The sequence below is a fragment of the Micromonospora sp. IBHARD004 genome, assembly GCF_052814115.1.
In genome coordinates this window covers 6,816,042-6,839,686 of record NZ_CP199934.1, presented here as the reverse complement: position 1 = coordinate 6,839,686, position 23,645 = coordinate 6,816,042, and the positions used below count along the sequence as shown (strand labels likewise).

The following is a 23,645-nucleotide window of genomic DNA, read 5'->3' as shown; positions in this document are numbered from 1 at the left end:
CGTCGTGCCACCCCCTCGCCTCTGCTCCCGGCCGCCGCTGCTGTCCAGCGACCGTTCCGGGCCCGCCACCGCGTTTGCGCGGGTGTGCGTCACACCCACCCGGACGGCTGACCGGTCGTCATCCACAGGTTATCCACAGCCTGTGTGCCGACCGACTTGTGGCCGCCCACCGGACGCGGGTCGGACCTGCCCCCCTGATTCACGAGGGGCACTGAAGCGGGTTGTTCACCGTGCCGAACGATTCACTGCCTTGTCCGGTCTTGCCTGTCAGCGACAACCCGGACCCCCCCGACGCTGACCGCAATCGGGCACGCTAACAGCGCGGACCCTGCGTCATCAACCGTCGAGTCGGTGGCACCCTTGTCAACATCAGTGAAAACCGCCCCTTCGGTCGTGCTCCGGGCGCGGCGGCGGGCGCGGGTGTGATGTTTGACGGTCATTGCCCCCCTGCGTAGGCTGGAGCGGCTGCTCTCTCGCCCTCTGCTAGGGTGATGGGTGCTTGCTGTCCGCGGTTGCTTCCCCGCATCACCGAGGTCCCGCGTCGCCGGGCAGCACCGATCGGAGGCCACCGCCGAGGTGGCCTGGACCACCACACGACCCCGGGCGATCCCCCGCGCGGGGCGTACGAAAACGGAGAGCTGACGTGAGCAAGCGCACCTACCAGCCGAACAACCGCCGGCGCGCGAAGACCCACGGCTTCCGGCTGCGCATGCGCACCCGTGCCGGCCGCGCCATCATCTCGACCCGTCGCGCCAAGGGCCGCACCACCCTGTCGGCCTGAGGCCGACCGGTCCGGTCCGGGGACGTGGGCAGTCGTGCTGGCGGCCGCACAGCGACTGCGGCGCAGTAGCGACTTCGCCGCAGCGGTCCGGGGTGGCCGACGCGTCGGCCGTGGTGCCGTCGTGGTCCACCTGACCCTCCCCCCCACCACCGGACCCATCGGGACAACCTCGCCGGAGCCGGCGCGGACGACCGGTGCGGAGACCTCCGCACCGAGCCGCGCCGGCTTCGTCGTGTCCAAGGCCGTCGGCAACGCCGTGGTCCGGAACAAGGTCCGACGGCGGCTCCGGCACCTGGTCCGCGAGCGGCTCGACCAGCTCCCCGCCGGGAGCACCCTGGTGGTGCGGGCGCTGCCCGCAGCCGCCGAGGCGTCGTACGTCCGGCTCGGAGCCGACCTGGACGCCGCCGTCGCCGCCGCGCGGGCCCCCCGGGGTCGGCGGCCCCGGTGAGCGGCGGAAACGCCGCCCCGCGGCCCATGACAACCGGTGCCCGAGTGCTGCTGGCGCCCATCATCGCGTACCGTCGGTGGATAAGTCCGGCGCTGCCGGCCCGCTGCCGGTTCTACCCGTCGTGCAGTGCCTACGCCGTCGAGGCGGTGTCCGGGCACGGCGCGCTCCGGGGAGCCTGGCTGACGGTCCGACGGCTGTCGCGCTGCCACCCCTTTCACCCAGGTGGACATGACCCGGTGCCGGAGCCGGGCGGTCGCCGCCGTGCCGACGTGACTGGAGCCTGAGAATTGAGTCTCGACTGGATCTACTACGCGATCTCGTGGATCCTGCTGACCTGGCACTCGGCCTGGGACCACATCCGGGTGCCGGTCGAAGCGGTGCTCGGCACGAACTGGTCCTGGATCCTCGCCATCATCTTCCTGGTGGTGACGGTCCGGGTGATCCTCTTCCCGGTCTTCGTCAAGCAGATCAAGTCGCAGCGGGCGATGCAGGCGCTCCAGCCGAAGGTGAAGGAGCTCCAGGAGAAGCACAAGGGTGACCGGGAGACGCTCCAGAAGGAGATGATGGAGCTCTACCGGAAGGAAAAGGCCAACCCGCTGATGGGCTGCCTTCCGATGTTCCTCCAGATCCCGGTCTTCCTCGGCCTCTTCCACACGCTCAAGCGGCTCAACCCGGACAACCAGGGCAAGACCCTCTACGGCTGGACCGTCGACCAGTTCAACAGCGCCTCCAGCGCCAAGCTCTTCACCGCGCCGATCTCCGGCCGCTTCGGCTCCACCGCCGACGAGCTGGCCCGCCTCGGCGCGACCGGACACACCACGAAGATCATCGCCGGCGTCCTGGTGCTCATCATGATCGTCACCACGTATCTCACCAGCCGGCAGATGATCCTCAAGACCGGTTGGGCGGAGGACCCGCAGCAGCGGATGGTGCAGCGGCTGATGCTCTACGGCATCCCGGTGTCGCTGCTGGTCTCCGGCTCGATCTTCCCGATCGGTGTGATCATCTACTGGGTCACCAACAACCTCTTCACCCTCGGGCAGCAGCAGTGGGTGCTCCGCAAGTTCCCGCCGCTGGTGACCCCCAAGCCCGGCGCCGCGGGCCGCACCGGCGCGCAGCCGGTGAAGACCGGCGGCCTGCTCGGCCGCAAGGCCGCCCCGGCGCCGGCGAAGCCGCAGGTCACCACCCCCAAGGTGGCCGGCCCGAAGCCCGGTGCCAAGCCGGTCAACGCGAAGAAGACCCGCCCGGCCAAGCGGCAGGGCTGAGCTTCCGGGCCGCCGTCGGGACCCCGGCGGCGGCCCGTTCCGGCCCCGTGCAGCCACCGTACGGTCGGCGCCGGGCCGGAACCGCCGCGCGCAGCGCGGTCACGGGCGAAACTGCCCGTACAGACGTGCCCGTGGGCACCGGCGAGACCTCCCGCCGGCCCCGGGAGACCAGCGGACCCGACGGTCCGGCCGAGCGAGTACGGAGATGAGACCGTGACCGACACCAGCATCCCCAGCGCCGACCAGTCCCTGGACGAGGAGACCGCGCCGGCCGCCATCGCCGACGACATCGAGGAGACCGAGGCCGAGTCGACCCGGGAGAAGAAGGCGCCGGCCGAGAGCGAGCTGTTCCGGCAGAGCGAGATCGCGGCGGACTACATCGAGGGCCTGCTCGACATCCTCGACTACGACGGCGACATCGACGAGCTGGTCTCCGGCGGCCGTCCGGTCGTCGAGGTGGTCGGCGCCAGCCTGCAGAACCTGGTCGGCCAGCGCGGCGCCACCCTGGAGGCGCTCCAGGAGCTGGCCCGGCTGGCGGTGTTCCGGCAGACCGGCACGCCGAGCCGGCTGCTGCTCGACGTCGGTGGCTACCGGGCCAACCGGCGCAAGGAGCTCGCCGCCGTCGCCAAGAACGCGGTCGAGAAGGTCAAGGAGTACGGCGAGCCGGTGCGCCTCGAGCCGATGTCCGCGTTCGAGCGCAAGTGCGTGCACGACGTGGTGAACGCGATGAGCGGCGTGGAGAGCGAGTCCGAGGGCGTCGAGCCGAACCGGCGCATCATCGTCCGGCCGGCGGACTGACCGGGTGACCGACGACGAGACAACGGCGGGTGCCGTGTCCGGCCCGGGCGGTACGCCGTCCGGGCCGTCGCCTGTCCGGCCCGACCCCGCCGAGCCGGGCGCGCCCGCCCCACTCTTCTCCGACGCCACGCCCGAGACCGCGACTCCGCCCCCGGACGGGCCGGCCGCGCCGGCCGACACGCCCTTCTCGGGTACGCCCGAGCCCGCGGACGAGGCGCCCCCGGCCGTGCCGGCGGGCTCGGCCGAGCCGGCCTTCTCCGGCACGCCGACCGACCCCGCCGATCCCGCTTTCGTCGATGTTCCGGTCGAGCCGGCCTTCGTCGACGTTCCGGCCGACGCTGTCGATCCGGCGGTGGTCGACGTGGTCGATTCCGCTCACCGGGCTGGGCCCGACGAGCCGGCGGTCGGCATCGCGGATGCGACGGGCGATCCTGCCGCTGCCGAGTCCGAGGGTTCCGACCGGCGGCCGCCGCCTGCCGACGTGACGCTTCCGCCCGAGCTGGCGGAGGCAGCCCGTACCCTCTTCGGCGACCGGCTCGACCTCGCCGCCGCGTACGCCGAGCTGCTGGCGACGGACGGGGTGGTCCGCGGCCTGATCGGCCCCCGGGAGGCGCCCCGGATCTGGGAACGGCATCTGCTCAACTGCGCCGCGATGGCCGAGCGGATTCCCGAGGGCGCGACCGTGCTCGACGTCGGCTCCGGCGCCGGGCTGCCCGGCCTGGTGCTGGCGATCGCCCGGCCCGACCTGACCGTCACCCTGATCGAGCCGCTCGCCCGGCGTACCTCCTTCCTCATCGAGGCGGTGCAGCACCTGGGCCTGACCAGGATGGTGCGGGTCTTCCGGGGCCGGGCGGACGAGGCGTCCGCCGGCTCGCGCGACACCGCGCCCCTCAGCGGCGACATCGTCACCGCCCGTGCGGTGGCCCCGCTGGACCGGCTCGCCGCCTGGTGCCTGCCGCTGGTCGTGCCCGGCGGCCGGCTGGTCGCCCTGAAGGGCGCCTCCGCCGCCGACGAGGTCACCGAGCACGCCGAGGCGGTGGCCCGGCTCGGTGGTGGGCAGCCGGAGGTGCACCGCTGCGGCGTGGGCGTGATCGAGCCACCCGCGACGGTGATCGAGGTGGTCCGGGAGCGGGTCGTCGGTCCGGTCCGCAAGAAGGCCGCGGCGAAGCGGTCGCGGGGCGGTCGTCGGGGTGGCCGCGGCGGTCGGGACCGCTGATTCCGCAACGGCTTCCGGGTGACCGTTCGGTCGTTGGAAACGGTGCGAGGTAGCTGACCGATCAGAACCCGACGTGGACCCGCTGCGCCCGTCCACCGTAGGCTGGCCGCGCGTCGATAGTGTGGAACGGCGGTGCCGGATGGCACCGGACCCCGACCGTTCCCGCCGGGCCGTACGCCGCTCGCTCTGAGCGCGGGTACGGCCGATTGACGGGGTGCGGACCGACCATCCGGAGCGGGCAGGGATGACAGGTGCATGACGACGGCAGGTACGACGATCCACGAGTGACCGGGCCAGGAGGGCGACCCTCTGTCGCCGATCCCGTTTCACGTGAAACCGACCATCGGGGCTGGCCCGCGGGCGCGGAGTCCCGCGACCCGGCGCCCCGTCCGCCCGAGAGCGACCCGGTGGTGCACCGGGACGCTCCGTCGGTCGGTGGACTCCACCCGACCTCCGGAGAGCCGGCCAACCTCCCGCCCCTGGCGGGCGGGCCGCAGCCGACCTCGGGCGTGCCGGCGAACCTGCCGCCGATGCGGGAGGCGCCCGAGCCGACGGCCGGCCCGGTCAACGCACCCGGCTCGCGGTCGGTCCCGGCTCCCCGGAATGCCGCCGCCTCCGCCCGCTACGAGCCGTCTTCCGCGGTACCCGGCTCGCCGGTGCCCCAGCAGCCGACGCCGCACGCGGTGCCGGACGCCGGTGCCGCGACGGTGGTCCCGTCCGACACGCCACCGGCCGCCGGCCACGGAGCCGAGGCCGCCCCGAGCACGTACGTTTCACGTGAAACCCCGACGCGCGAAGAGGATGACCCACCGTTGGCTATGGAGGCTATGCGCGCCGTGCAGATCCTGAATCCCAGTGGCGAGGTGACCATGCCTCGGCCGGATCGGACCCGGGTCATGTGCGTCGCGAACCAGAAGGGCGGTGTGGGTAAGACCACGACCACGGTGAACCTGGCGGTGGCTCTGGCCCTGCATGGCAACCGGGTGCTCGTGGTCGACCTGGACCCGCAGGGCAACGCCTCCACCGGACTCAACGTCCCGCACCACACCGGCATCCCGGACGTCTACGACTGCCTGATCGACAGCGTCCCGCTGGAGGAGGTCGCCCAGGCTGTCGAGGGCATCCCGAACCTGTGGTGCGTACCGGCCACCATCGACCTGGCTGGCGCCGAGATCGAGCTGGTGTCCGTGGTCGCCCGGGAGTCCCGACTGGCCCGGGCCGTCGCCGCGTACCCCGGCCACTTCGACTACGTCTTCATCGACTGCCCGCCCTCGCTCGGTCTGCTGACCGTCAACGCGCTGGTGGCCGCGCAGGAGGTGCTGATCCCGATCCAGTGCGAGTACTACGCGCTGGAGGGCCTCAACCAGCTGATCAACAACATCAACCTGGTTCGCCAGCACCTCAACCCGAAGCTCGAGGTCTCCACCATCCTGCTCACCATGTACGACCGCCGTACCCGGCTGGCCGACGCGGTGGAGCAGGACGTCCGGAACCACTTCGGCGACAAAGTGCTCCAAGCCGTGATCCCCCGGAACGTGCGGGTCTCCGAGGCGCCGAGCTACGGGCAGTCCGTGATGACCTACGATCCCGGTTCGCGGGGGGCGACGAGCTACTTCGAAGCCGCCCAGGAGATCGCCGAACGTGGGGTCAAGGAGCCGGTGAGCCGGAATGCGTAGTGCGGAGAAGTCGCTGGGAGGCGTCGCATGAAGAACCGTCCTCGTGGCGGTCTGGGCCGAGGGCTAGGGGCACTGATCCCGACCGCACCGGTGGAGCCGGCCGTTCCGGCGGCCGGTGAGTCGGAGGGCGTTGCCCCGGCTTCGGTGGGAACTGCCGTGCCGACGCCCTCGGCACCCGTCGCCCCCGCGGCGGAGTCCGGGCCACAGCTGAGCCCGGTCCCGGGTGCCCGGTTCGCCGAGATCCCGGTCGACGCGATCGTGCCGAACCCCAAGCAGCCCCGTCAGGTCTTCGACGAGGAGGCGCTGGAGGAGCTGAAGACCTCGATCCAGGAGGTCGGGTTCCTTCAGCCGATCGTCGTACGCCAGCTCGACGGCGAGAAGTACGAACTCGTCATGGGTGAGCGGCGCTGGCGGGCGGCTCAGGCGGTGGGCCGGGAGAGCATCCCGGCCATCGTCCGGGACACCAAGGACGACGCGATGCTCCGGGACGCGCTGCTGGAGAACATCCACCGTGCCAACCTGAACCCGTTGGAAGAGGCGGCCGCGTACCAGCAGCTGCTGGAGGAGTTCGGCGCCACCCACGAGGAGCTGGCCCGCCGCATCGGCCGGAGCCGGCCGCAGATCTCCAACACCATCCGCCTGATGAACCTCCCGGCGCAGGTGCAGCGGCGGGTCGCCGCCGGCGTGCTCTCCGCCGGCCACGCCCGGGCGCTGCTCAGCCTGGACGACGCCGAGGCCCAGGAACAGCTCGCGCTGCGGATCGTCGCCGAGGGGATCTCGGTGCGGGCGACCGAGGAGCTGGTGGCCCTGGCGTTGGCCGACGGACCGGCGAAGTCCCCGGCCGCGAAGCGCCGACCCAAGCCGCATGCCCCGGCACTGACCGACCTGGCCGACCGGCTCTCCGACCGCTTCGACACCCGGGTGAAGGTCGACATCGGCCGGAGCAAGGGAAAGATCACCATTGAGTTCGCCACGGTCGACGACCTGGAGCGGATCGTGGGCATCATCGGCGTCGGGCCGGAGGAGCAGCCCGAGGAGTAATCCCGTCTTCCCGGCCCTCGGCCGCGTGGTCCTGCGCCGGGACCACGCGGTCGATCCGTTCGTACGGGGCTGCTGCCCGGTGCTCGACCGCCTCAGGGCTCTCAGCGGGGTCAGCGGGACCGGCCTGCTGCCCGGCTCCGGGATCACCCCCGCGGTGGCCGTACCGAGCCGCTCAGGGCCCTTTCCGCCCGAGCTGTGCCGCGCTCCCTTCGTCTTCCCTGGCACTGCGGCATGTGGTGCTCGGTTCAGCCCGACCTTTTCGGTCGCCTGACCCTGGTTCCCACCACCGGTCTGTTCGTGCTCTCACCGGGCGCCGTTTCACGTGAAACGCTCATCCGGCTGGTTCGGTTCTGCGCCGATCGGTGCGACGGCTATGAGGCTGAGGAATTTCTCAATGCCCGGCGGAGGTGGGTGGCGCTCGGGCCGCTTGGGCCCGCCCGACCGACCGCCGGATGAACTCCTGGGCGGACCGAGGCGGCGGTACAGAGGGAGCTCGGCCAGGGGGCCAGGGCCAGGGGCCAGGAGGCTGTGGGGCGAGGCCCTGCCGCGAGGCGTCGGGCAGCCAGCGTCGGGTGCGGTTCGACGCGCGCTGGCTCGGGGCGTGGGTTTGGGGGCGCGGGTCGGCAATCCGGTGCGAGCGACGAGCCGTGCCGAGGAGGCAGGGGTCGGTCCTCGTTGCTGGCGGCACCCCTCGCCTTGTCGACTGGCGACACAAGTCCGCCTGGCGCATCGAGACCATGAAGGTCTGACGCCCGATCAGGCCGGCGGAGCCGTTCAAGCGGCTCCCTGACTCCGGCCAGCCTTGCCCGCCCGTGGCACGGCTCTGCCCGAACCAGGATCGCCCGCTGGTTTCACGTGAAACGCACCGCACGCTATGGCGTGCCTCAGCGCGCTCAGACGTCGGCGCGCCCGCTCCCGCTCAGGCTCCGGACGCCCAGGAGGCCCGCTCGGGCTCGGCCTGCCCCAATGCTCGCCCGGGCTCGTCGTCTCCACGTCCGTTCGGGCTCCGGTGCTCCGACGCCCGCCTCGACTCCGGCGTGCCCACCCACATCCGTTCGGACTCCGGCCTGCCCACACGCCCGGACTGTGGCCTGCCCACGTACGCCCGGACTGTGGCCTGCCCACGTACGCCCGGACTGTGGCCTGCCCACGTACGCCCGGACTGTGGCCTGCCCACGTACGCCCGGACTGTGGCCTGCCCACACGCCCGGACTGTGGCCTGCCCACGTACGCCCGGACTGGACTCCCGCGTGCCCCACGTCCGCTTGGCTCTGGCGCGCCCACATCCGCCCGGGCTCCAACGGTCCGCGTCCGCCCCGGACTCCGGCGTGCCGACGCCCGCCCAGGACTCCGGCGTGCCGACGCCCGCCCTGGCTCCGGCGAAGGTCGATGTCGCTCGGGCTCTGGCGCGTTCCCGCGATCAGGTTCGCGCGGGCCGATGGCAGTCATGGCTCCGGTGCCAACACCCACGCTTCGCCGCCGGCCCTCGCTCGTCATGCAGGCGGCTTCGTGAGTCGCCCCCGCGCGCCCCGGTGACCCGCCCCGGCCCACGCTCCCCGGTCCGCCCGGCAGCACCCGTTCGGGTGCCGGCAAGATCGACCAGGCGGGCGGCGAGGACCGCCCACCACCCCTCCGGACCGCCCGGAAAGGTGCGACCCGAGGCGGTGCCGATCCCGGGCTGGCTCGTTAGGAAGAGAGGGCTGAGCGGGAGGTGCGGCAGGGACGGAGAACGGCCTCCGGCACCGGCTCGGTTATCCACAGCGGTTTTCCACAGGCGCCCCCCGTTTCACGTGAAACAGCGCTCAGAAACGTGTGCTGACCTGTGGATGACGCGGCGTGGTGGTGATCTCAGCGGCCTGTGGACAACGTGGTGGACAAGACCGTACGACGCCGACCGGGGCCGTCGGGCCGGCACCCGGCTGATCGACGACGAGCGCTGCATGTCCCGGCGATGACCGGTGAATCGGGTAGGGACGACAGGTGTCCTCGTCTCGGTTAGGGTCAGCGTCGTGCAGGACACCCCTCCCTCAGTTCCGGACTTCACCCAGTGGCCCTCCTTCCCCTTCGAGGGCGACCTTCGCGTCAAGCAGCTCGACGATCCGGTCCCGGTCGAACCTCCCCGTCGCGGTGAGGGGAATCGGGAATGCACCGCCTGCAACGCTCCCGACGAGGCCTACATCTGGGTGGGTGAGCGGTGGCGGGTGCGGACGATGGATCGCCCCACCGGCCTGCCGATGGTGCTGATCCTGGAGTCGCGGTCGCATCTCGACCTCGGCGATCTGCCCAACCTGCTCGCCGCCGAGCTGGGGGTGATGACCGTACGCCTCGAGCGCGCCATCCGGTCCCTCGACGGCGTCGCCCGGGTTCACGTCAACCGCTGGGGCGACGGCTCGGCGCACCTGCACATGTGGTTCCTCGCCCGGCCGCACGGGCGGCTTCAGCTGCGCGGCACGTTCCTCTCGCTCTGGGACTCGATCCTGCCGCCGATCTCCGAGGCGCGGTGGCGGGAGAACCTCGCCATGGTCGCCGCCTGGCTGGCCGAGTTCGGCGGTCGTCCGTTGGCCGAGCCGCCGCGCATCCAGTGGCAGGCGCCGTCGAGTCTCTCCGCGGTACCTGCGCCGGACGCCGCCGCCGGCGAGGAGGAGGCGGTCTCCGTCATCGAGGCGGCCGAGGAGATCCCGGAGCCGGAGAGCGGTAACGACGAGGACCCGGGGAGCGGAGCCGACGAGAAGTCGGAGAGCGGCTCCCGCGCGAGCTGAGACCGGGGCCGGGCGGCTCGCCGGGAACCGGGTCGGCCGCTGTCAGAGTGGTGCCGTACTGCCCCGGGACGCCAGGTCTCCGTGGGGAAGCCAGGCGGTCAGGGGCGGCGGGCGGCGGCCCGGGTCACCAGCGATCCGAGCACCCGGCCGAAGTCCAGGCCGGCCGCCTGGATGGCCAGCGGCAGCAGCGAGGTCTCCGTCATCCCCGGGGATACGTTGACCTCCAGCACGTGCGGCTGCCCCGAGGCGTCGACGATCAGGTCGACCCGGGAGAGGTCACGCAGGCCGAGGGCGGTGTGCGCGGCGAGCGCCACCGCGGCCACCCGCTCGGCCACCTCCGGGTCGAGCCGGGCCGGGGCATGCCAGGTGGTCCGGCCGGCGGTGTAGCGGGCGGCGTAGTCGTAGACGCCGTTCCGGGGAACGATCTCCACCGGGGGGAGCGCCTGCGGGCCCTCGCCGAGGTCGAGCACCGACACCGCAACGTCCATGCCGGGCACGTAGCGCTCGACCAGCGCCGTCTGGTCGTACGCGAAGCAGCCCACCATCGCGGGCGGGAGCGACGCGGCGTCCCGGACCACCGCGGCGCCCAGGCCGGAGCCGCCCTGCGCGGGCTTGACCATCAGCGGCAGGCCGAGCCGGTCGGCGATCCGGTCCAGCACCGCCACCGCGCCCAACTCCGAGAAGCGGTCGTGCGGCAGGGCCACCCAGTCCGGGGTCGGGATGCCGGCCTCGCGGAGCACCGCCTTCGCGGACGGCTTGTCCCAGGCGAGCCGGGAGGCCCGGGCGTCGCAGCCGACGTACGGGACGTCGCATAGGTCCAGCACCCCCCGCAGCGAGCCGTCCTCGCCGGTGGCTCCGTGCAGGGCGATCACCACCGCGTCGGGCGGGTCGGCCGCCAGGGCCGGGAGCAGGGCCACGTCGGCGTCCCGCAGCTCGGCCTCCACGCCGACGGCCCGCAGCGCGTCGAGCACCCGCCGGCCGGACCGGAGGGAGACGTCCCGCTCGTAGGAGAGGCCACCGGCGAGCACCAGGACGTGCAGTTCGGCGGTGACGGCGGGATCGGTCACGAGATTCCGGGCAGCGGAGGTGACAGCCATGCGGGAATCATGCCAAGTCGGGACCCGGCGCGTCGGAGCCGCCCTGCCGGCGACGCACCCCGGACCCGCCGACCGTGCCGAAGACCCGGCGCATGGCGATGTCCTGCTCCATCACGCCGGCCAGCCGGCGGACGCCCTCCCGGATCCGCTCCGGCGGCGGGAAGGAGAAGTTGAGGCGCATGTTGCCGCCGCCCGCGCCGTCTGCGTAGAAGCCGGTGCCGGGCACGTACGCCACCCGGGCGGCGATGGCCCGCGGCATCATCGCCTTCGAGTCGAGGCCGTCGGGGAGGGTCGCCCAGACGAAGAGGCCGCCGCCGGGGGTGGTCCAGGTGGTGCCGGCCGGCATCAGGTCCGCCAGCGCGTCGAGCATCGCGTCGCGGCGCTCCCGGTAGACCTCCCGGTACACCTTCAGCTGCTCCCGCCAGGGCATGGTGCCGAGGTACGTGGAGACGGCGGCCTGGGCGTACCCACTGGGGCAGAGGATCTGCGCCTCGCTGGCGATGACCAGCTTGTCGCGGACCGCGTGCGGGGCCAGGATCCATCCCACCCGCAGGCCGGGGGCGAAGGTCTTCGAGAAGGTGCTCAGGTAGAAGACCCCGTGCCGGCGGCGGGCCCGCAGCGGCGCGGGGGCTTCACCCTCGAAACCGAGCTGGCCGTACGGGTCGTCCTCCACCACCAGCAGGCCGGCGCGCTCGCAGATGTCGAGCACCCGTTCGCGGCGTTCCTCGCTGAGGGTCACGCCGGTCGGGTTCTGGTAGGTCGGGATGGTGTAGAGGAACTTCACCCGCCGCCCGGCCCGGGCCAGGTCGGCGATGGCCGCCTCCAGCGCCTCCGGGATCAGCCCGTCGCCGTCCATCGGCACGTGCACGACCTGGGCCTGGGCGGCCTGGAACACCCCGAGCGCCCCGACGTAGGTCGGGCCCTCGGCGAGCACCACGTCACCCGGATCGAGGAAGAGCCGGGCCACCAGGTCCAGCGCCTGCTGGCCGCCGACGGTCACCACCACGTCCTCCGGGGAGGCGCCGCAGGCCGCGTCGATGCCCGAGAGGGCCATCACCTCGCAGATCCGCTCGCGCAGCTCCGGCGTGCCCTGGCCGATGCCGTACTGCAGCGTGGTGGCGCCGTGCTCCGAGCCGAGCCGGCCGAGCATCTCACCGACCGCGTCGAGGGGCAGCGCCGCGATGTAGGGGGCCCCACCGGCGAGCGAGACGACCTCCGGCCGGCTGGCCACCGCGAAGAGCGCCCGGATCTCGGAGGCGGTCATCCCCCGGACCCGGCGGGCGTACCGGTCGGTGTAGTCGTCGAGCGTCGTGCCGGTCATGACATCACCTCGATCGGGTGTCGGCGGGGCTGCCGCCCGGTGTGGTACCCGCGATGCCGGCGACCATGGCGGCGCGGGGCCGGTTGGTCGATGGTAGTCCGTGCCGGCCCGCACGGGGCGTGCTGACATGAGTTACGTCCACATCCCGGACCGGCTCCCACCGGCTCGGGGGGCGTTCGCGCGTCCCCTCCCGTACGGTCGGGTAGCGGCGTACGATCGCTCGTCGGGGGCAGTGAGCGGTGCCGGACCGCGTGGTTTCACCTCTGAGCCTAGTTGTGGGGTGCGCTGATGTCGCGACGTCTGGTCAGTCTGACCCTCGACACCCTGGAGGACCTGCCCCGCCCGTGCCGGCAGTGCGTCTACTGGGAGCTGGACCCGGTCTCCGCCGACCGGGCGTGCGCCGCCGGGGACCCTGGGCTGGAGAAGGAGGCCTGGGTCTCCCAGACGCTGCTGGAGTGGGGGTCCTGCGGCAAGCTCGCGTACGTCGACGGAATGCCCGCCGGCTTCGTCATGTACGCCCCGCCGGCGTACGTCCCGCGCTCGATGGCCTTCCCCACCTCGCCGGTCTCCCCGGACGCCGCGCTGCTGATGACCGCCAACGTGGTCTCCGCCTTCGCCGGCGGCGGGCTGGGCCGGATGCTCGTCCAGGGCGTCGCCCGGGACCTGACCAAGCGCGGCATCAAGGCGATCGAGGCGTTCGGGGACGCCAAGTTCGGCGACGGGGACGACCCGACCCGGGCCTGCGTCGCGCCGGCCGACTTCTTCCTGTCCGTGGGCTTCAAGACGGTCCGCCCGCATCCGCGCTACCCGCGACTGCGGCTGGAGCTGCGCACCGCGCTGAGCTGGAAGTCCGACGTCGAGTACGCGCTGGAGAAGCTGCTCGGCTCGATGAGCCCGGAGACCCTGCTGCGCCCGGTGCGCCCCGCCCCGGCCACCCGGTCCAGCGGCGTCTGAGGACGCCTCAGTCGACCACGGTGCCGGCGGCCGTCACCGCGCGCAGCTCGCTCACGTCGATCGAGCCGGTCGGCACGTCCCGCTCGATCGGGAAGTACATCCGCTGCACCGCGGCGACGATCGCCTCGACCACCTGGTCCCGGAACCGCGGGTCGACCAGCCGGCCGCGGTCCTCCGGGGAGGTCAGGTAGCCGACCTCGACCCGTACCGCCGGCATCCTGGTCAGCCGCAGCAGGTCCCACGTCTTGGCGTGGGTACGGCAGTCCCGCAGCCCGGTCCGGGCCACGATCTCCCGCTGCACCAGGCCGCCGAGACGCTCCCCGGTGGCCGAGGTGACGCCGTTGTCGGTGCCGTAGTGGTAGGTCGCCACCCCGTTCGCCGCCGGGTTGGCGTGGCCGTCGGTGTGCAGCGAGATGAACACGTCGGCGCCGAGCGAGTTGGCGAGCTGCGCCCGGTCGGCGTCGGGCAGGCAGGTCTCCGGGGCCGGGCCGCGGGTGAGCTGCACCCGTACTCCGACCGCGGCGAGCCGGCCCTCCAGCCGGCTGGCCAGGTCGTGGACGAGGTCCGCCTCGGTCCAGCGCAGCGGGCCGTCCGGGACCACCACCCCCGGGTCGGTGCCGCCGTGCCCGGGGTCGATGACCACGGTCCGGCCGACCAGCGTCGGTCCGGCCTGCCGGATCGCGTCCGACTCGCGCAGCCACTGCGGGCGCCCGCCGACCACCTTCCGGCCGAGCCGGCGCAGCGCGTTCATGGTGTGCGGGCCGCAGGAGCCGTCCGGCTTGAGCCCCATCTCGCGCTGGAACTGGGCGACCGCGCGGGAGGTGCGGATGCCGTAGATGGCGTCGGCGCGGCCCACGTCGTACCCCATTTCCAGGAGGCGTTCCTGGAGCGAGCGGACGTCCTCGCCGATCAGCGGCTCCGGCACGGCGTGGTAGAGCGTGCGGGCGCCGAGCCGCCAGCGGGCCGCGTCCAGCGCCTGCCAGGTCTCCGTGCCCACCCGGCCGTCCACGCTCAGGCCGCGGGACTGTTGGAACGCCCGGACGGCGCGTTCGGTCGCCACGTCGAACTCGTCGCCGTGACCGCCGGGGAGCAGCTCCAGGCCGGTGAGGACGGTACGGATCTCCGTCACCGCGGGTCCCCGGTCACCGGGTCGGATCGGACGCACGCACGACCCCCTCTGCGCGGATGCTGGTCGGCCGGCCCCTCGTCGCACGAGGCGGAACTCTGCGGATGCCTACGGAGCGTACCGTGACCGGTCACCGGCCGACTCCGGGTTCGGGCAGGTCAGCGGCGTCGACGGGTGGGCGTCGACGGAACGCGGGAACCCCCGGGCCCGGGGTCGGGCACGGGGGTTCCGCGGTCGGTCGGGGTTCGGCTCAGAGCGCCGACTCGATGAGCTTGACCAGCTCGCCCTTCGGCTTGGCGCCGGCGATGGACTGCACCGGCTCGCCGTTCTTGAAGACGGTGAGGGTCGGCACGGACATCACCCGGTAGGCCCGGGCGGTCTCGGGGTTCTCGTCGATGTTGAGCTTGACGATGGTGACCTGGTCACCCATCTCGCCCGCGATCTCTTCCAGCAGCGGCGACACCTTGCGGCACGGCCCGCACCACTCCGCCCAGAAGTCCACCAGAACCGGCTTGTCGGACTTCAGCACGTCGCTAGCGAAGCTCGCGTCGGTGACCGCCTTGGTTGCTCCCACTATGAACCCCTCCTCAGGGAACTATTTGTGAAGATTTTTCAGCCTTGCAGGGTGGCGATGAAGCGCTCGGCGTCCAGGGCCGCGGCGCAGCCCGTACCGGCCGCCGTGATCGCCTGCCGGTAGATGTGGTCGACCACATCGCCGGCGGCGAAGACACCCGGGATGCTGGTCCGGGTGCTCGGCGCCTGCACCTTCACGTACCCCTCGTCGTCGAGTTCCACCTGCCCGCGGAAGAGCTCACTGCGCGGGTCGTGGCCGATCGCCACGAAGACGCCGGTCACGTCCAGCACCTTGATGTCGCCGGTGTGCACGTTGCGGACCCGGACCCCGCTGACCTTGCCGTCCTCGCCGAGGATCTCCTCGACGGTGGAGTTCCACTCGACCTTGATCTTGTCGTTGCCGAGCGCCCGGCCGGCCATGATCTTGCTGGCCCGGAACGAGTCGCGGCGGTGGATGATGGTGACGGAGTCCGCGAACCGGGTCAGGAAGCTGGCCTCCTCCATCGCGGAGTCGCCACCGCCGACCACCACGATGTGCTGGTTGCGGAAGAAGAAGCCGTCACAGGTGGCGCAGGACGACACACCGTGGCCCAGGTACTCCTGCTCGCCGGGCACGCCCAGCGGACGCCAGGCGGAGCCGGTGGAGAGGATCACGGCCTTCGCCCGGTACGCGGTCTCGCCCACCCAGACGGTGCTGGTGGCGCCGGTGCCGGTGTCGCCGGTGTCCGTCAGCTCGACCCGGGTGACGTCGTCGGTCAGGAACTCGGCGCCGAACCGCTCGGCCTGCTTGCGCATGTTGTCCATCAGCTCGGGGCCGAGGATGCCGTCCGCGAAGCCGGGGAAGTTCTCCACCTCGGTGGTCGTCATCAGTGCGCCGCCGGACTGCACGCCCTCGATGACGAGCGGCTTGAGGTTGGCGCGCGCGGCATAGACCGCCGCCGTGTAACCGGCCGGCCCGGAGCCGATGATGATCAGGTTGCGGACCTCGTCCACTGCCGTCTCCCGATGTGTGTGTTCGTCATCCGTTCCGGCTGCTCTGCCGCCGGGACGATGTCGATCCGAGTGCCGACGGCTCAGCGGCGTCGGCGCCTGACTTGCAGAACGTCATCGTACGAAGCGGCGATTCCCGAACCGGTCAACCGGTGGGTCACGTCACGTGGAACGGCAGCCGCCGATGACCGCGACCTCACCCTACCCGCGTTCGGAAGCGGGTGTCCGCGCCGGACCCGGGCACGCCGCACTCCGGCCCGCTCACCCACGCCCAGCGGGCGCCGCCCGCGTCGACGAAGGTCACGACCAGCGCCGGCCGTCCCTGGAACGACGCGTAGTCGACCAGATCCACCGCCACCGCCCCGCCCCCGTGCTCCGTGGTGATCTCCCGTAGGCAGGCGTCCAGCGCGTCCCGGCCGCTGAGCCGGTCGAGGCCGCCGGCGACGGAGAGCCGCTGGTCCTCCGGCGCCGCCGGCGCGGTTTCCCGGGCGCTGCTGCCCGCCGCCCGGGGCACCTTCGACGGGCTGACGCCGGACAACTGGTCCGGGGTGTAGTCCGTGCCGCTGCGACGCGGCGGGCCGGTCGTCCGGAACGGCTCCGCCGCCAGCGGGCCGGGCGCACCGGCGTTCTCGCCGCGGTCGGCCGTCACCGCCGTGTCGGTCCGGGTGGCGACCAACTGGTTGAGGCCCAGCCCGACGGCACCGACCGAGGCCGCCGCGAGGACGACCGGACCGGCGATCCGGGCCCAGCGCCGTGGCCCGCGCCCCGGCCCGGTGCCGCGGCCCGGACCGTCGGCCGGGCGGACCGCCCGGCCGGTGCGCCGGTGGCCGGCCGTTTGCGCCGGGACCGCGCTCGGCCCGGCGCCGGAATGCCCGCCCGACCGGATCCTGCCGCCGTCGGCCGGCGCCGCGTCGTCGCCGCCCGGTCCGGCCGGCGTCGGCACGTTCACCGGCCCGGCGGTGTCGAGCGCGTCGGGGGAGGCCAGCTCCGCGGGGTCGGTCGGCGTGGGGGCGGGGCCGGCGCCGGCCAGCGCCGCGGCGATCCGGTCCGCGACGGCCAGCGGCATGTCGGGTACGGGAGCGGCGGCCCAGTCGGCCAGGTCGGCCCGGACCAGCTGCACCGCCGGCGCCAGCGCGGCGTACGCCCCGGCCCACGCCGGGTCCTCCTCGATCAGGCGGGCGACCCTGACCTGCTCCGGGGTGCCGTCCAGCGCCCCGCCGACGTAGTCGGCGAGCAGGTCGTGGTCGACCTCGCTGAACTTCCCGGTGGTCACGGCTCCTCCTCGTTCGCGGTCCGGGACCATCCCGGCGCCGATTCGACGCCCTCCGGCGGTCGCGGGTTCCCCGCAGTGACGCGCGGCATGTCGGCGGCGGTACGGCCGGCCGGGCGCGGCACCGGCGGCGGGGTGTCGACACCCGTCCGCAGGTGACCGAGGAGGGTGGCCAGCCGGGCCCGACCCCGGGCGCAGCGGCTCTTGACGGTCCCCTCGGCGACGCCGAGGATGCGGGCCACCTCGGCCACCGGATAACCCTGCACGTCCACCAGGATCAGCGCGGCGCGCTGCTCGACCGGCAGCTCGGCCAGGGCCTGCCGCACCACCAGCGCGGTGTCGTGGTCCCGGACCGGGGCGGCCGGCTCGACCCCGCCGGTGTGCCGGCCGGGCTCGCCGTCGGTGTGCACGCCGTCGGGCAGCGGGACCGTGGCGTGCGCCTGCCGCCGGCGGATCCGGTCCAGGCAGGCGTTCACCACGATCCGGTGCAGCCAGGTGGTCACCGCGGAGTCACCCCGGAAGCGGGCCGCCGCGCGGTGCGCGGAGAGCAGGGCGTCCTGGAGGGCGTCGGCGGCCTCCTCCCGGTCGCCGAGCGTGCGCAGCGCCACCGCCCAGAGCCGGTCCCGGTGCCGGTGGAACAGCTCGGTGAAGGCGTCCCGGTCGCCGGCCACGTGGGCGCGGAGCAACTCGATGTCGGTCGCCCCGGCGCCCGGCCCGGCGCGGGTCGGCACGGCCACAGGTCCGCCGGCCTGTCCCTCGCCGCGGTCGTCCATCACCACGTCCGGCGGGAGTGGTGCCCGGACAGCGGCGGCCGGTTCACGACCCCTGGACGGTGATCTCCTGGACACCGATCTTGTAGCCCCGGTCGTTCGAGGGCAGCTCGGTGAGCCAGAAGAGCAGGTAGCGGTACTTCCTGTCCGGGTCGAAGCCGTTGCTGAAGATCAGCGTGCTGCCCTCGGCCGGCGCGAAGCCCGCACCGATCGGCGACTTCACGTACTCGTTGTAGAGCTTCTTGTCGCCGGAGGAGCTGGAGCCCGGGTCGGTGGTGCCGGTGTAGAGCTGAGCGGTGGCGCCGCTGGCGGAGAGGACGGCCTTCACCGACTTGACCGTGTGCTCGGAGCCGAGGTCGATCCAGACGCCCATGCCGCGCTTGAAGTTGCCGAACTTCGGCGCGTTGTAGGTGTCGGTCTCCCAGCCCACGTCCTCGCTGCCGTCGATCACCTTCTCGGCGTCGCTCAGCTCGTCCCGGCTCTTGCTGTCCGGGTCGATGATCCGGACGTCCTCCACGGCCAGCTTGCGCACGGTGGCGGCGGGCTGGGTGGGCTGGTCGGCCGCCGCGCTGCTGGACGGGCGGGCCACCGGCTCGGTCTTCGGGTCCTTGTCGTCGCCGCCCAGCGCGCTGATCCCGATGAGCAGGCCGACCAGGGCCACCGCGAGCAGCCCGGCGATGCCGAAGGCCACCTTGCGACCACCGGCGGCGGCCAGCGGCGACGGCTCCTCCTCGGGGTCCGCCGTGAAGCGCAGCGGGCCGGCCTGGGCCAGGAAGTGCTCGTCGGCGGGGATGTCCAGCCGACCCAGCTCGGCCGCGAGCACGTCCGAGGAGGTCGGGGCGATCTCCGGGTCGAGCAGGTCCATGGTCAGGTCGTCGAGGTAGGCGGGCACCCCGGCCCGGACCTGACGGGGGGCGGCGATCGCGCCACCGGCGTCGCGTACGGCGTCCGGGATGGCGGCCCGGCCGTGCCCGGCGGTGGCGCCGTGCAGCGGGGCCTCGCCGTGCGGCCAGTGCCCGGTCAGGGCGAAGTAGAGCACCCCGCCGACCGCCCGGATGTCGTTCTCCTGGCTGTCCGCGCCGTCGGTCCGCGCGTCGGCCAGTACCACCCGTCCGTCGTCGCTGATCATCACGGTGCCGGGGTGGACGTTGCCGTGCACCATGCCGGTCGCGTGCACGGCGGCGAGGGCGCTGGCGACGGCGTTGCCGACGGCGGTCGCCCGGGCCGGGTCCAGCGGACCGTCGGCGGCGACCAGGTCGCGCAGGGACTGGCCGTCCACCCACTCGCGGACCACGTACGCCCGGTCCGCCTCGTCGATCGCGTCGTAGACGCCGACCAGGTTGGGGTGGATGACCCGGCTGGCCGCGACGGCGGCCTGAAGCATCTCGGTGGCGGAGTCGCCACCCGGGTAGCGGAGGACCACCGCGACGGGACGGCGCAGCACGACATCGACCCCGCGCCAGACCAGCCGGCCCGCGCTGTCGTTGTTGATGTGCTCGACCAGCTCGTACCGCTCGGCAAGGATCTCACCGGCCGTGGGAGCACCGAAGGTCATGACCGGCGGAGCAGTCTCCTCCGCCTCCTGACCCTCGCCGACCTGGGTCACCCGTCCTCCCTCGGTGATCGTGCCGATCGATGGACCCGTGCTGCTGGGCATGTGGCTTCCCGCTCTGCCTTCGAAGGAACCGGCAGACCGGTGCCGACGCCCACGTCGGGACCTGCCGTACCCGTCGTGTGCGACCTTACCCGGGATGCCCGGTTCTCCGACATGTCATCTTCCCGCCGCGGCCGGTGGGGCACCAGCCCCGGGCTGCCCGATCCGGTTACGACCGTTGTCAGCCACGTTGCTGGTACATGCACCAGCCAATCTAGAGGTTGACCGCAAGTAGTCGACGGAGGGGCGCACCGGGTGTGGCGGCCTCCCGCCGTCCGGCCGAATTCCCCCCGATCGGCCCTGCACCCTCATCCGTACGGATGGTTGTCCACAGGCCGAGAGGCTGGTTGAGCGGGGAAACGCTGGGTTATCCACAGCCGCATCCCCAGGCAGGTGATCCTCGTTCACGGTCCGTGGTCGACGGCCCGGACGCGGCGGTGGACCGGGGCGGGCGACGGTCAGCGGCCGAGGCGGCGGCGGACCATCCCGACCACCTCGGTGATCTCGCCGATCCGGAGCACCATGGCCAGCGCCAGGTACGTCCCGCCGATCACCGCGCCGCCCACCACCAGCTGGACGACCGCCGCGAACCAGCTGAGGTCGGCCGGGTCGCCGGGGAGCAGCCTGACCACGAGCAGGCCCACCAGGGCGGCGCCCAGCGCGGCGACGACCACCCGGCCCATGGTCCGCATGATGCCGCCGAGCCCGATGCGGCCCACCCGGGGCCGCAGCAGCATCGCGGAGATCACCGCGGCGGCCACGTACGAGATGGCGTTGCCGAGCATCATGCCGGCCGCCGCGAAGGTGGCGGAGAAGGCGAGGAAGAGCCCGATCTGGAGGAGCACCCGCAGCGCCACCACCGGAATGTTGATCAGGGCAGGGGTGCGGGTGTCCGGCAGCGCGTAGAAGGCGAAGGTGAAGAGCTGGCTGATCGCGAACGGCACCAGCCCGACCGCAGCGACCAGCAGGACGGTCGAGGTGGCGGTCGCGTTCTCGCCGGTGAAGGCGCCGTAGCGGAACACCACCACGGAGATCGGGCCGGCCAGCACCGCGTAGCAGACCGCGATCGGGGCGAGCACCGCGGTGACCATCCGGGTGCCGCGGGACAGGTCGGCGGTCACGTCGCGGAACCGGCCGTCGGCGGCGGCGGCGCTCATCCGCGGCATCAGCGCGGTGATGATCGAGACGGCGATGATGCCGTGCGCCATCATCAGCAGCAGGAAGACGTTGTTGTAGATCAGGATGCCGGCGTTGTCGTCGCCGGCCGCCCGGGTGAGCAGGTTGACCACCACGAAGAGGCCGAGCTGGTTGACCGCCACGTAGCAGAACATCCAGGCGCCGAGCTTGGCCAGCTCGCGCAGCCCCAGCTCGCGGAAGTCGAACCGCCACTTCCACCCGAAGCCCACCTTGCGCAGCGCCGGCAGCAGGCCGGCGGCCTGGACCGCCACGCCGAGCAGGGTGCCGCCGCCGATCAGCAGGATCCGGCCCCAGCCCATCTGGGCCGGCTGGAGGATCTTCGCGCCGAAGACCGCGATGTACAGCGCGCAGGTGCCGATGACGACGAGGTTGTTCAGGATCGGCGCCCACATCGGGGCGGCGAAGTGGCCCCGGGTGTTCAGCACCGCGGCGATCAGCGCGCTGACGCCGGTGAAGAACAGCATCGGCAGCATCAGATAGGACAGGTTGTTGACCAGCCCGGTGTATTCGCCGTCCTTGCCGCTGGCGTAGAGCGCGGTCAGCACCGGCGCGAGCACCACCGCGATCAGCGCCGCCGCGGCCAGTGCGATCACCGCCAGGGTCAGCAGCCGCTGGGAGTACGCCTCACCCCTGTCCGGGTCGACCTTGCGCCGGCGGACCAGCACCGGGATCAGCACGCTGGTCAGCACCCCACCGAGCAGGAACTCGTACACCTGGTTCGGCAGGAACTGCGCCGTCGTGTACGCGTTGCCGACCAGGCCGCCGCCGAGGGCCGCGCCGATCATCAGGTTGCGGATGAAGCCCGTACCCCGGCTGACCAGACTGCCGACCGCCATCACCGCGCTGTTCGCCGCGGCGCTGGCCTCCCCGACCTGCTCCGGCGGCGGCGCGGTGGACTCCACCGCCGGCTGGTTGAGCGGCTCGGCCGAGATGAAGGTCGCCTCGTCGGTGGGAGGGATGGCGCCGTCCGGCGTGGCGTTCGCGCTGCGGTAGAGCCCGCCACTCATCGGAGCCTCCCAAGGGGTACGTCGGGGCCGGGCACCGTCCCGACGGTCAGAACCTTAGTCAACCTGTACCTCTTACCCGCGCCCGGCGGCAGACTTCCCCGGCAGGACCGATAGGCTGGCGATCCCATGTCCGAAGCCTCCGAATCCCACGCCGCGGACCGCCGCGAGCTCACCGCCGCGCAGCGCAACGCCGTCGCCGAGCTGCTCCGCGTCTCGCCGGTCGCCGACGAGCTCGGCCGCCGGTTCGCCGCGGCCGGCCACGAACTGCACCTGGTGGGCGGTTCGGTGCGGGACGCGCTGCTCGGTCGGCTCGGCGAGGACCTGGACTTCTGCACCGACGCGCACCCCGATCAGACGCTGCGGATCATCAAGGGCTGGGCCGAATCGATCTGGGAGACCGGTCGGGAGTTCGGCACCATCGGCGCCCAGCGCGACGGGCTGCGCCTGGAGATCACCACCTTCCGCGCCGAGGCGTACGACCAGGTCAGCCGCAACCCGATCGTCGAGTACGGGACCAGCCTCGACGACGACCTCAAGCGGCGGGACTTCACCATCAACGCGATGGCGGTGAGCCTCCCCGACCACCGGTTCACCGACCCGCACGGCGGCCTGGCCGACCTCGCCGCCAAGGTCATCCGCACCCCCGGGACGCCTCAGGAGTCGTTCCGCGACGACCCGCTGCGGATGCTGCGGGCGGCCCGGTTCGTCGCCCAGCTCCGCTTCGCCGTCCACCCGGACGTCCTGGAGGCGATGACCCGGATGGCCGCCGACCTGGACCGGATCACCGCCGAGCGGATCCGGGACGAGTTCACCAAGCTGCTCTGCGGCGCGGACCCGATCACCGGGCTGCGGCTGCTGGTCGACACCGGGCTGGCCGAGCGGTTCCTGCCCGAGCTGACCGGGCTGAAGCTGACGATCGACGAGCACGCCCAGCACAAGGACGTCTACGAGCACACCCTCACCGTGGTCGAGAACGCCATGTCGATGGAGGAGGACGGCTGCGACTTCGTGCTGCGGATGGCCGCGCTGATGCACGATGTCGGCAAGGCGGCCACCAAGGCGGTCGGCCCGGACGGGCGGGTCAGCTTCCACCACCACGAGGTGGTCGGCGCCCGGCTCACCAAGGCCCGGATGAAGGCCATGCGGTACCCGAAGGACGTCACCTCGAAGGTGGTCGCCCTGGTCGCGCTGCACCTGCGCTTCTACGGGTACGGCCGGGGCGAGTGGACCGACTCGGCGGTGCGCCGGTACGTCGCGGACGCCGGTGATCTGCTGCCCTGGCTGCACAAGCTGACCCGGTCGGACTGCACCACCCGCAACCGGCGCAAGGCGGCCGCGCTGGCCGCCGACTACGACGCGCTGGAGGAGCGGATCGCCCGGATCGCCGCCGAGGAGGACCTGGCGCGGGTCCGCCCGGACCTGGACGGCAACGCGATCATGGAGCTGCTCGGCGTACCGCCGGGGCCGGTGGTGGGCAAGGCCTGGCAGCACCTGAAGGAGCTGCGCCTGGAGCGCGGCCCGCTGGACCGCGACGAGGCCGAGGCGGAGCTGCGGCGCTGGGCCCGGGAGCAGGGCGTCCTCGACTGAGCGCGGCGCATCGCGCTTACGACGACACGCTGGCGTATCGACCGAACGGCTGACGCGTCCAGCGGTGATCTTCCCCCATGATGATGCGACATCCGTCAGCCTCCCGGCCATCCGT

19 protein-coding genes and 1 pseudogene are annotated in these 23,645 nt (G+C 72.7%); 11 read left to right on the top strand and 9 right to left on the bottom strand.

All coding sequences use genetic code 11. The features are described 5' to 3' along the window. Positions 1–643 precede the first annotated feature (643 nt). From rpmH to ACTWO6_RS33165, 9 genes and pseudogenes are all read left to right on the top strand, one after another. Positions 644–781, top strand: coding sequence for a 50S ribosomal protein L34 (gene rpmH / locus ACTWO6_RS33205; protein WP_446217579.1), 138 nt, complete (start codon positions 644–646; stop codon positions 779–781). 34 nt (positions 782–815) lie between these two features. Further along, complete coding sequence (gene rnpA, locus ACTWO6_RS33200) at positions 816–1,229, top strand: ribonuclease P protein component (protein WP_446217578.1); 414 nt, start codon at positions 816–818, stop codon at positions 1,227–1,229. Between the two features lie 26 nt (positions 1,230–1,255). Beyond that, a complete protein-coding gene (gene yidD, locus ACTWO6_RS33195) occupies positions 1,256–1,513 on the top strand; it encodes a membrane protein insertion efficiency factor YidD (RefSeq protein WP_446217577.1) in 258 nt (85 codons plus the stop codon). A 3-nt stretch (positions 1,514–1,516) separates the two neighbouring features. Beyond that, positions 1,517–2,494 carry a membrane protein insertase YidC gene (yidC, locus tag ACTWO6_RS33190; RefSeq protein ID WP_446217576.1) on the top strand — a complete coding sequence of 326 codons (978 nt, stop codon included), beginning with the start codon at positions 1,517–1,519 and terminating at the stop codon, positions 2,492–2,494. A 213-nt stretch (positions 2,495–2,707) separates the two neighbouring features. Beyond that, positions 2,708–3,292: a Jag family protein gene (locus ACTWO6_RS33185; protein ID WP_446217575.1), complete on the top strand. Its 585-nt coding sequence runs from the start codon at positions 2,708–2,710 to the stop codon at positions 3,290–3,292. Between the two features lie 481 nt (positions 3,293–3,773). Further along, positions 3,774–4,508, top strand: coding sequence for a 16S rRNA (guanine(527)-N(7))-methyltransferase RsmG (gene rsmG / locus ACTWO6_RS33180; RefSeq protein WP_446220856.1), 735 nt, complete (start codon positions 3,774–3,776; stop codon positions 4,506–4,508). A gap of 656 nt (positions 4,509–5,164) precedes the next feature. Continuing rightward, on the top strand, positions 5,165–6,184 hold the full coding sequence (locus ACTWO6_RS33175) for a ParA family protein (RefSeq protein ID WP_446220855.1): 1,020 nt from the start codon (positions 5,165–5,167) through the stop codon (positions 6,182–6,184). Between the two features lie 27 nt (positions 6,185–6,211). Next, the gene (locus ACTWO6_RS33170) at positions 6,212–7,225 is read left to right on the top strand and encodes a ParB/RepB/Spo0J family partition protein (protein ID WP_446217574.1); all 1,014 of its coding nucleotides are present in this window, start codon (positions 6,212–6,214) and stop codon (positions 7,223–7,225) included. A gap of 2,009 nt (positions 7,226–9,234) precedes the next feature. Next, positions 9,235–10,195: pseudogene (locus ACTWO6_RS33165) on the top strand (hypothetical protein); the annotation flags it as partial. Here ACTWO6_RS33165 and ACTWO6_RS33160 read toward each other — a convergent pair. Together ACTWO6_RS33160 and ACTWO6_RS33155 are read right to left on the bottom strand one after the other, a co-directional pair. Then, a complete protein-coding gene (locus tag ACTWO6_RS33160) occupies positions 10,083–11,081 on the bottom strand; it encodes a D-alanine--D-alanine ligase family protein (protein ID WP_446217573.1) in 999 nt (332 codons plus the stop codon). The pseudogene ACTWO6_RS33165 and the gene ACTWO6_RS33160 sit on opposite strands and share 113 nt — an antisense overlap. 7 nt (positions 11,082–11,088) lie before the next feature. Further along, on the bottom strand, positions 11,089–12,402 hold the full coding sequence (locus ACTWO6_RS33155; RefSeq protein ID WP_446217572.1) for an aminotransferase-like domain-containing protein: 1,314 nt from the start codon (positions 12,400–12,402) through the stop codon (positions 11,089–11,091). 288 nt (positions 12,403–12,690) lie between these two features. On the opposite strand from ACTWO6_RS33155, the gene ACTWO6_RS33150 reads away from it, so the two are divergent. Continuing rightward, positions 12,691–13,356 carry a GNAT family N-acetyltransferase gene (locus ACTWO6_RS33150; RefSeq protein WP_446217571.1) on the top strand — a complete coding sequence of 222 codons (666 nt, stop codon included), beginning with the start codon at positions 12,691–12,693 and terminating at the stop codon, positions 13,354–13,356. 7 nt (positions 13,357–13,363) lie between these two features. On the opposite strand, the gene ACTWO6_RS33145 is transcribed toward ACTWO6_RS33150, so the two are convergent. From ACTWO6_RS33145 to murJ, 7 genes are all read right to left on the bottom strand, one after another. Beyond that, on the bottom strand, positions 13,364–14,521 hold the full coding sequence (locus ACTWO6_RS33145) for an N-acetylmuramoyl-L-alanine amidase (RefSeq protein WP_446217570.1): 1,158 nt from the start codon (positions 14,519–14,521) through the stop codon (positions 13,364–13,366). Positions 14,522–14,732: 211 nt separating this feature from the next. Further along, on the bottom strand, positions 14,733–15,056 hold the full coding sequence (gene trxA / locus ACTWO6_RS33140; protein WP_091199733.1) for a thioredoxin: 324 nt from the start codon (positions 15,054–15,056) through the stop codon (positions 14,733–14,735). A gap of 38 nt (positions 15,057–15,094) precedes the next feature. Further along, positions 15,095–16,048, bottom strand: a complete 954-nt coding sequence (gene trxB / locus ACTWO6_RS33135) for a thioredoxin-disulfide reductase (RefSeq protein WP_446217569.1) — start codon at positions 16,046–16,048, stop codon at positions 15,095–15,097. Between the two features lie 193 nt (positions 16,049–16,241). Beyond that, positions 16,242–17,318 (bottom strand): hypothetical protein, encoded by a 1,077-nt coding sequence (locus ACTWO6_RS33130; protein ID WP_446217568.1) that lies wholly within the window; start codon positions 17,316–17,318, stop codon positions 16,242–16,244. Then, a complete protein-coding gene (sigM, locus tag ACTWO6_RS33125) occupies positions 17,315–18,088 on the bottom strand; it encodes an RNA polymerase sigma factor SigM (protein ID WP_446217567.1) in 774 nt (257 codons plus the stop codon). Before sigM ends, ACTWO6_RS33130 begins: the two co-directional genes overlap by 4 nt. A gap of 43 nt (positions 18,089–18,131) precedes the next feature. Next, positions 18,132–19,742 (bottom strand): protein kinase family protein, encoded by a 1,611-nt coding sequence (locus ACTWO6_RS33120; RefSeq protein WP_446217566.1) that lies wholly within the window; start codon positions 19,740–19,742, stop codon positions 18,132–18,134. A 455-nt stretch (positions 19,743–20,197) separates the two neighbouring features. Further along, positions 20,198–21,943, bottom strand: a complete 1,746-nt coding sequence (murJ, locus tag ACTWO6_RS33115) for a murein biosynthesis integral membrane protein MurJ (RefSeq protein WP_446217565.1) — start codon at positions 21,941–21,943, stop codon at positions 20,198–20,200. 126 nt (positions 21,944–22,069) lie between these two features. On the opposite strand from murJ, the gene ACTWO6_RS33110 reads away from it, so the two are divergent. Beyond that, positions 22,070–23,530, top strand: a complete 1,461-nt coding sequence (locus ACTWO6_RS33110) for a CCA tRNA nucleotidyltransferase (protein WP_446217564.1) — start codon at positions 22,070–22,072, stop codon at positions 23,528–23,530. The last annotated feature ends 115 nt before the right edge of the window (positions 23,531–23,645 follow it).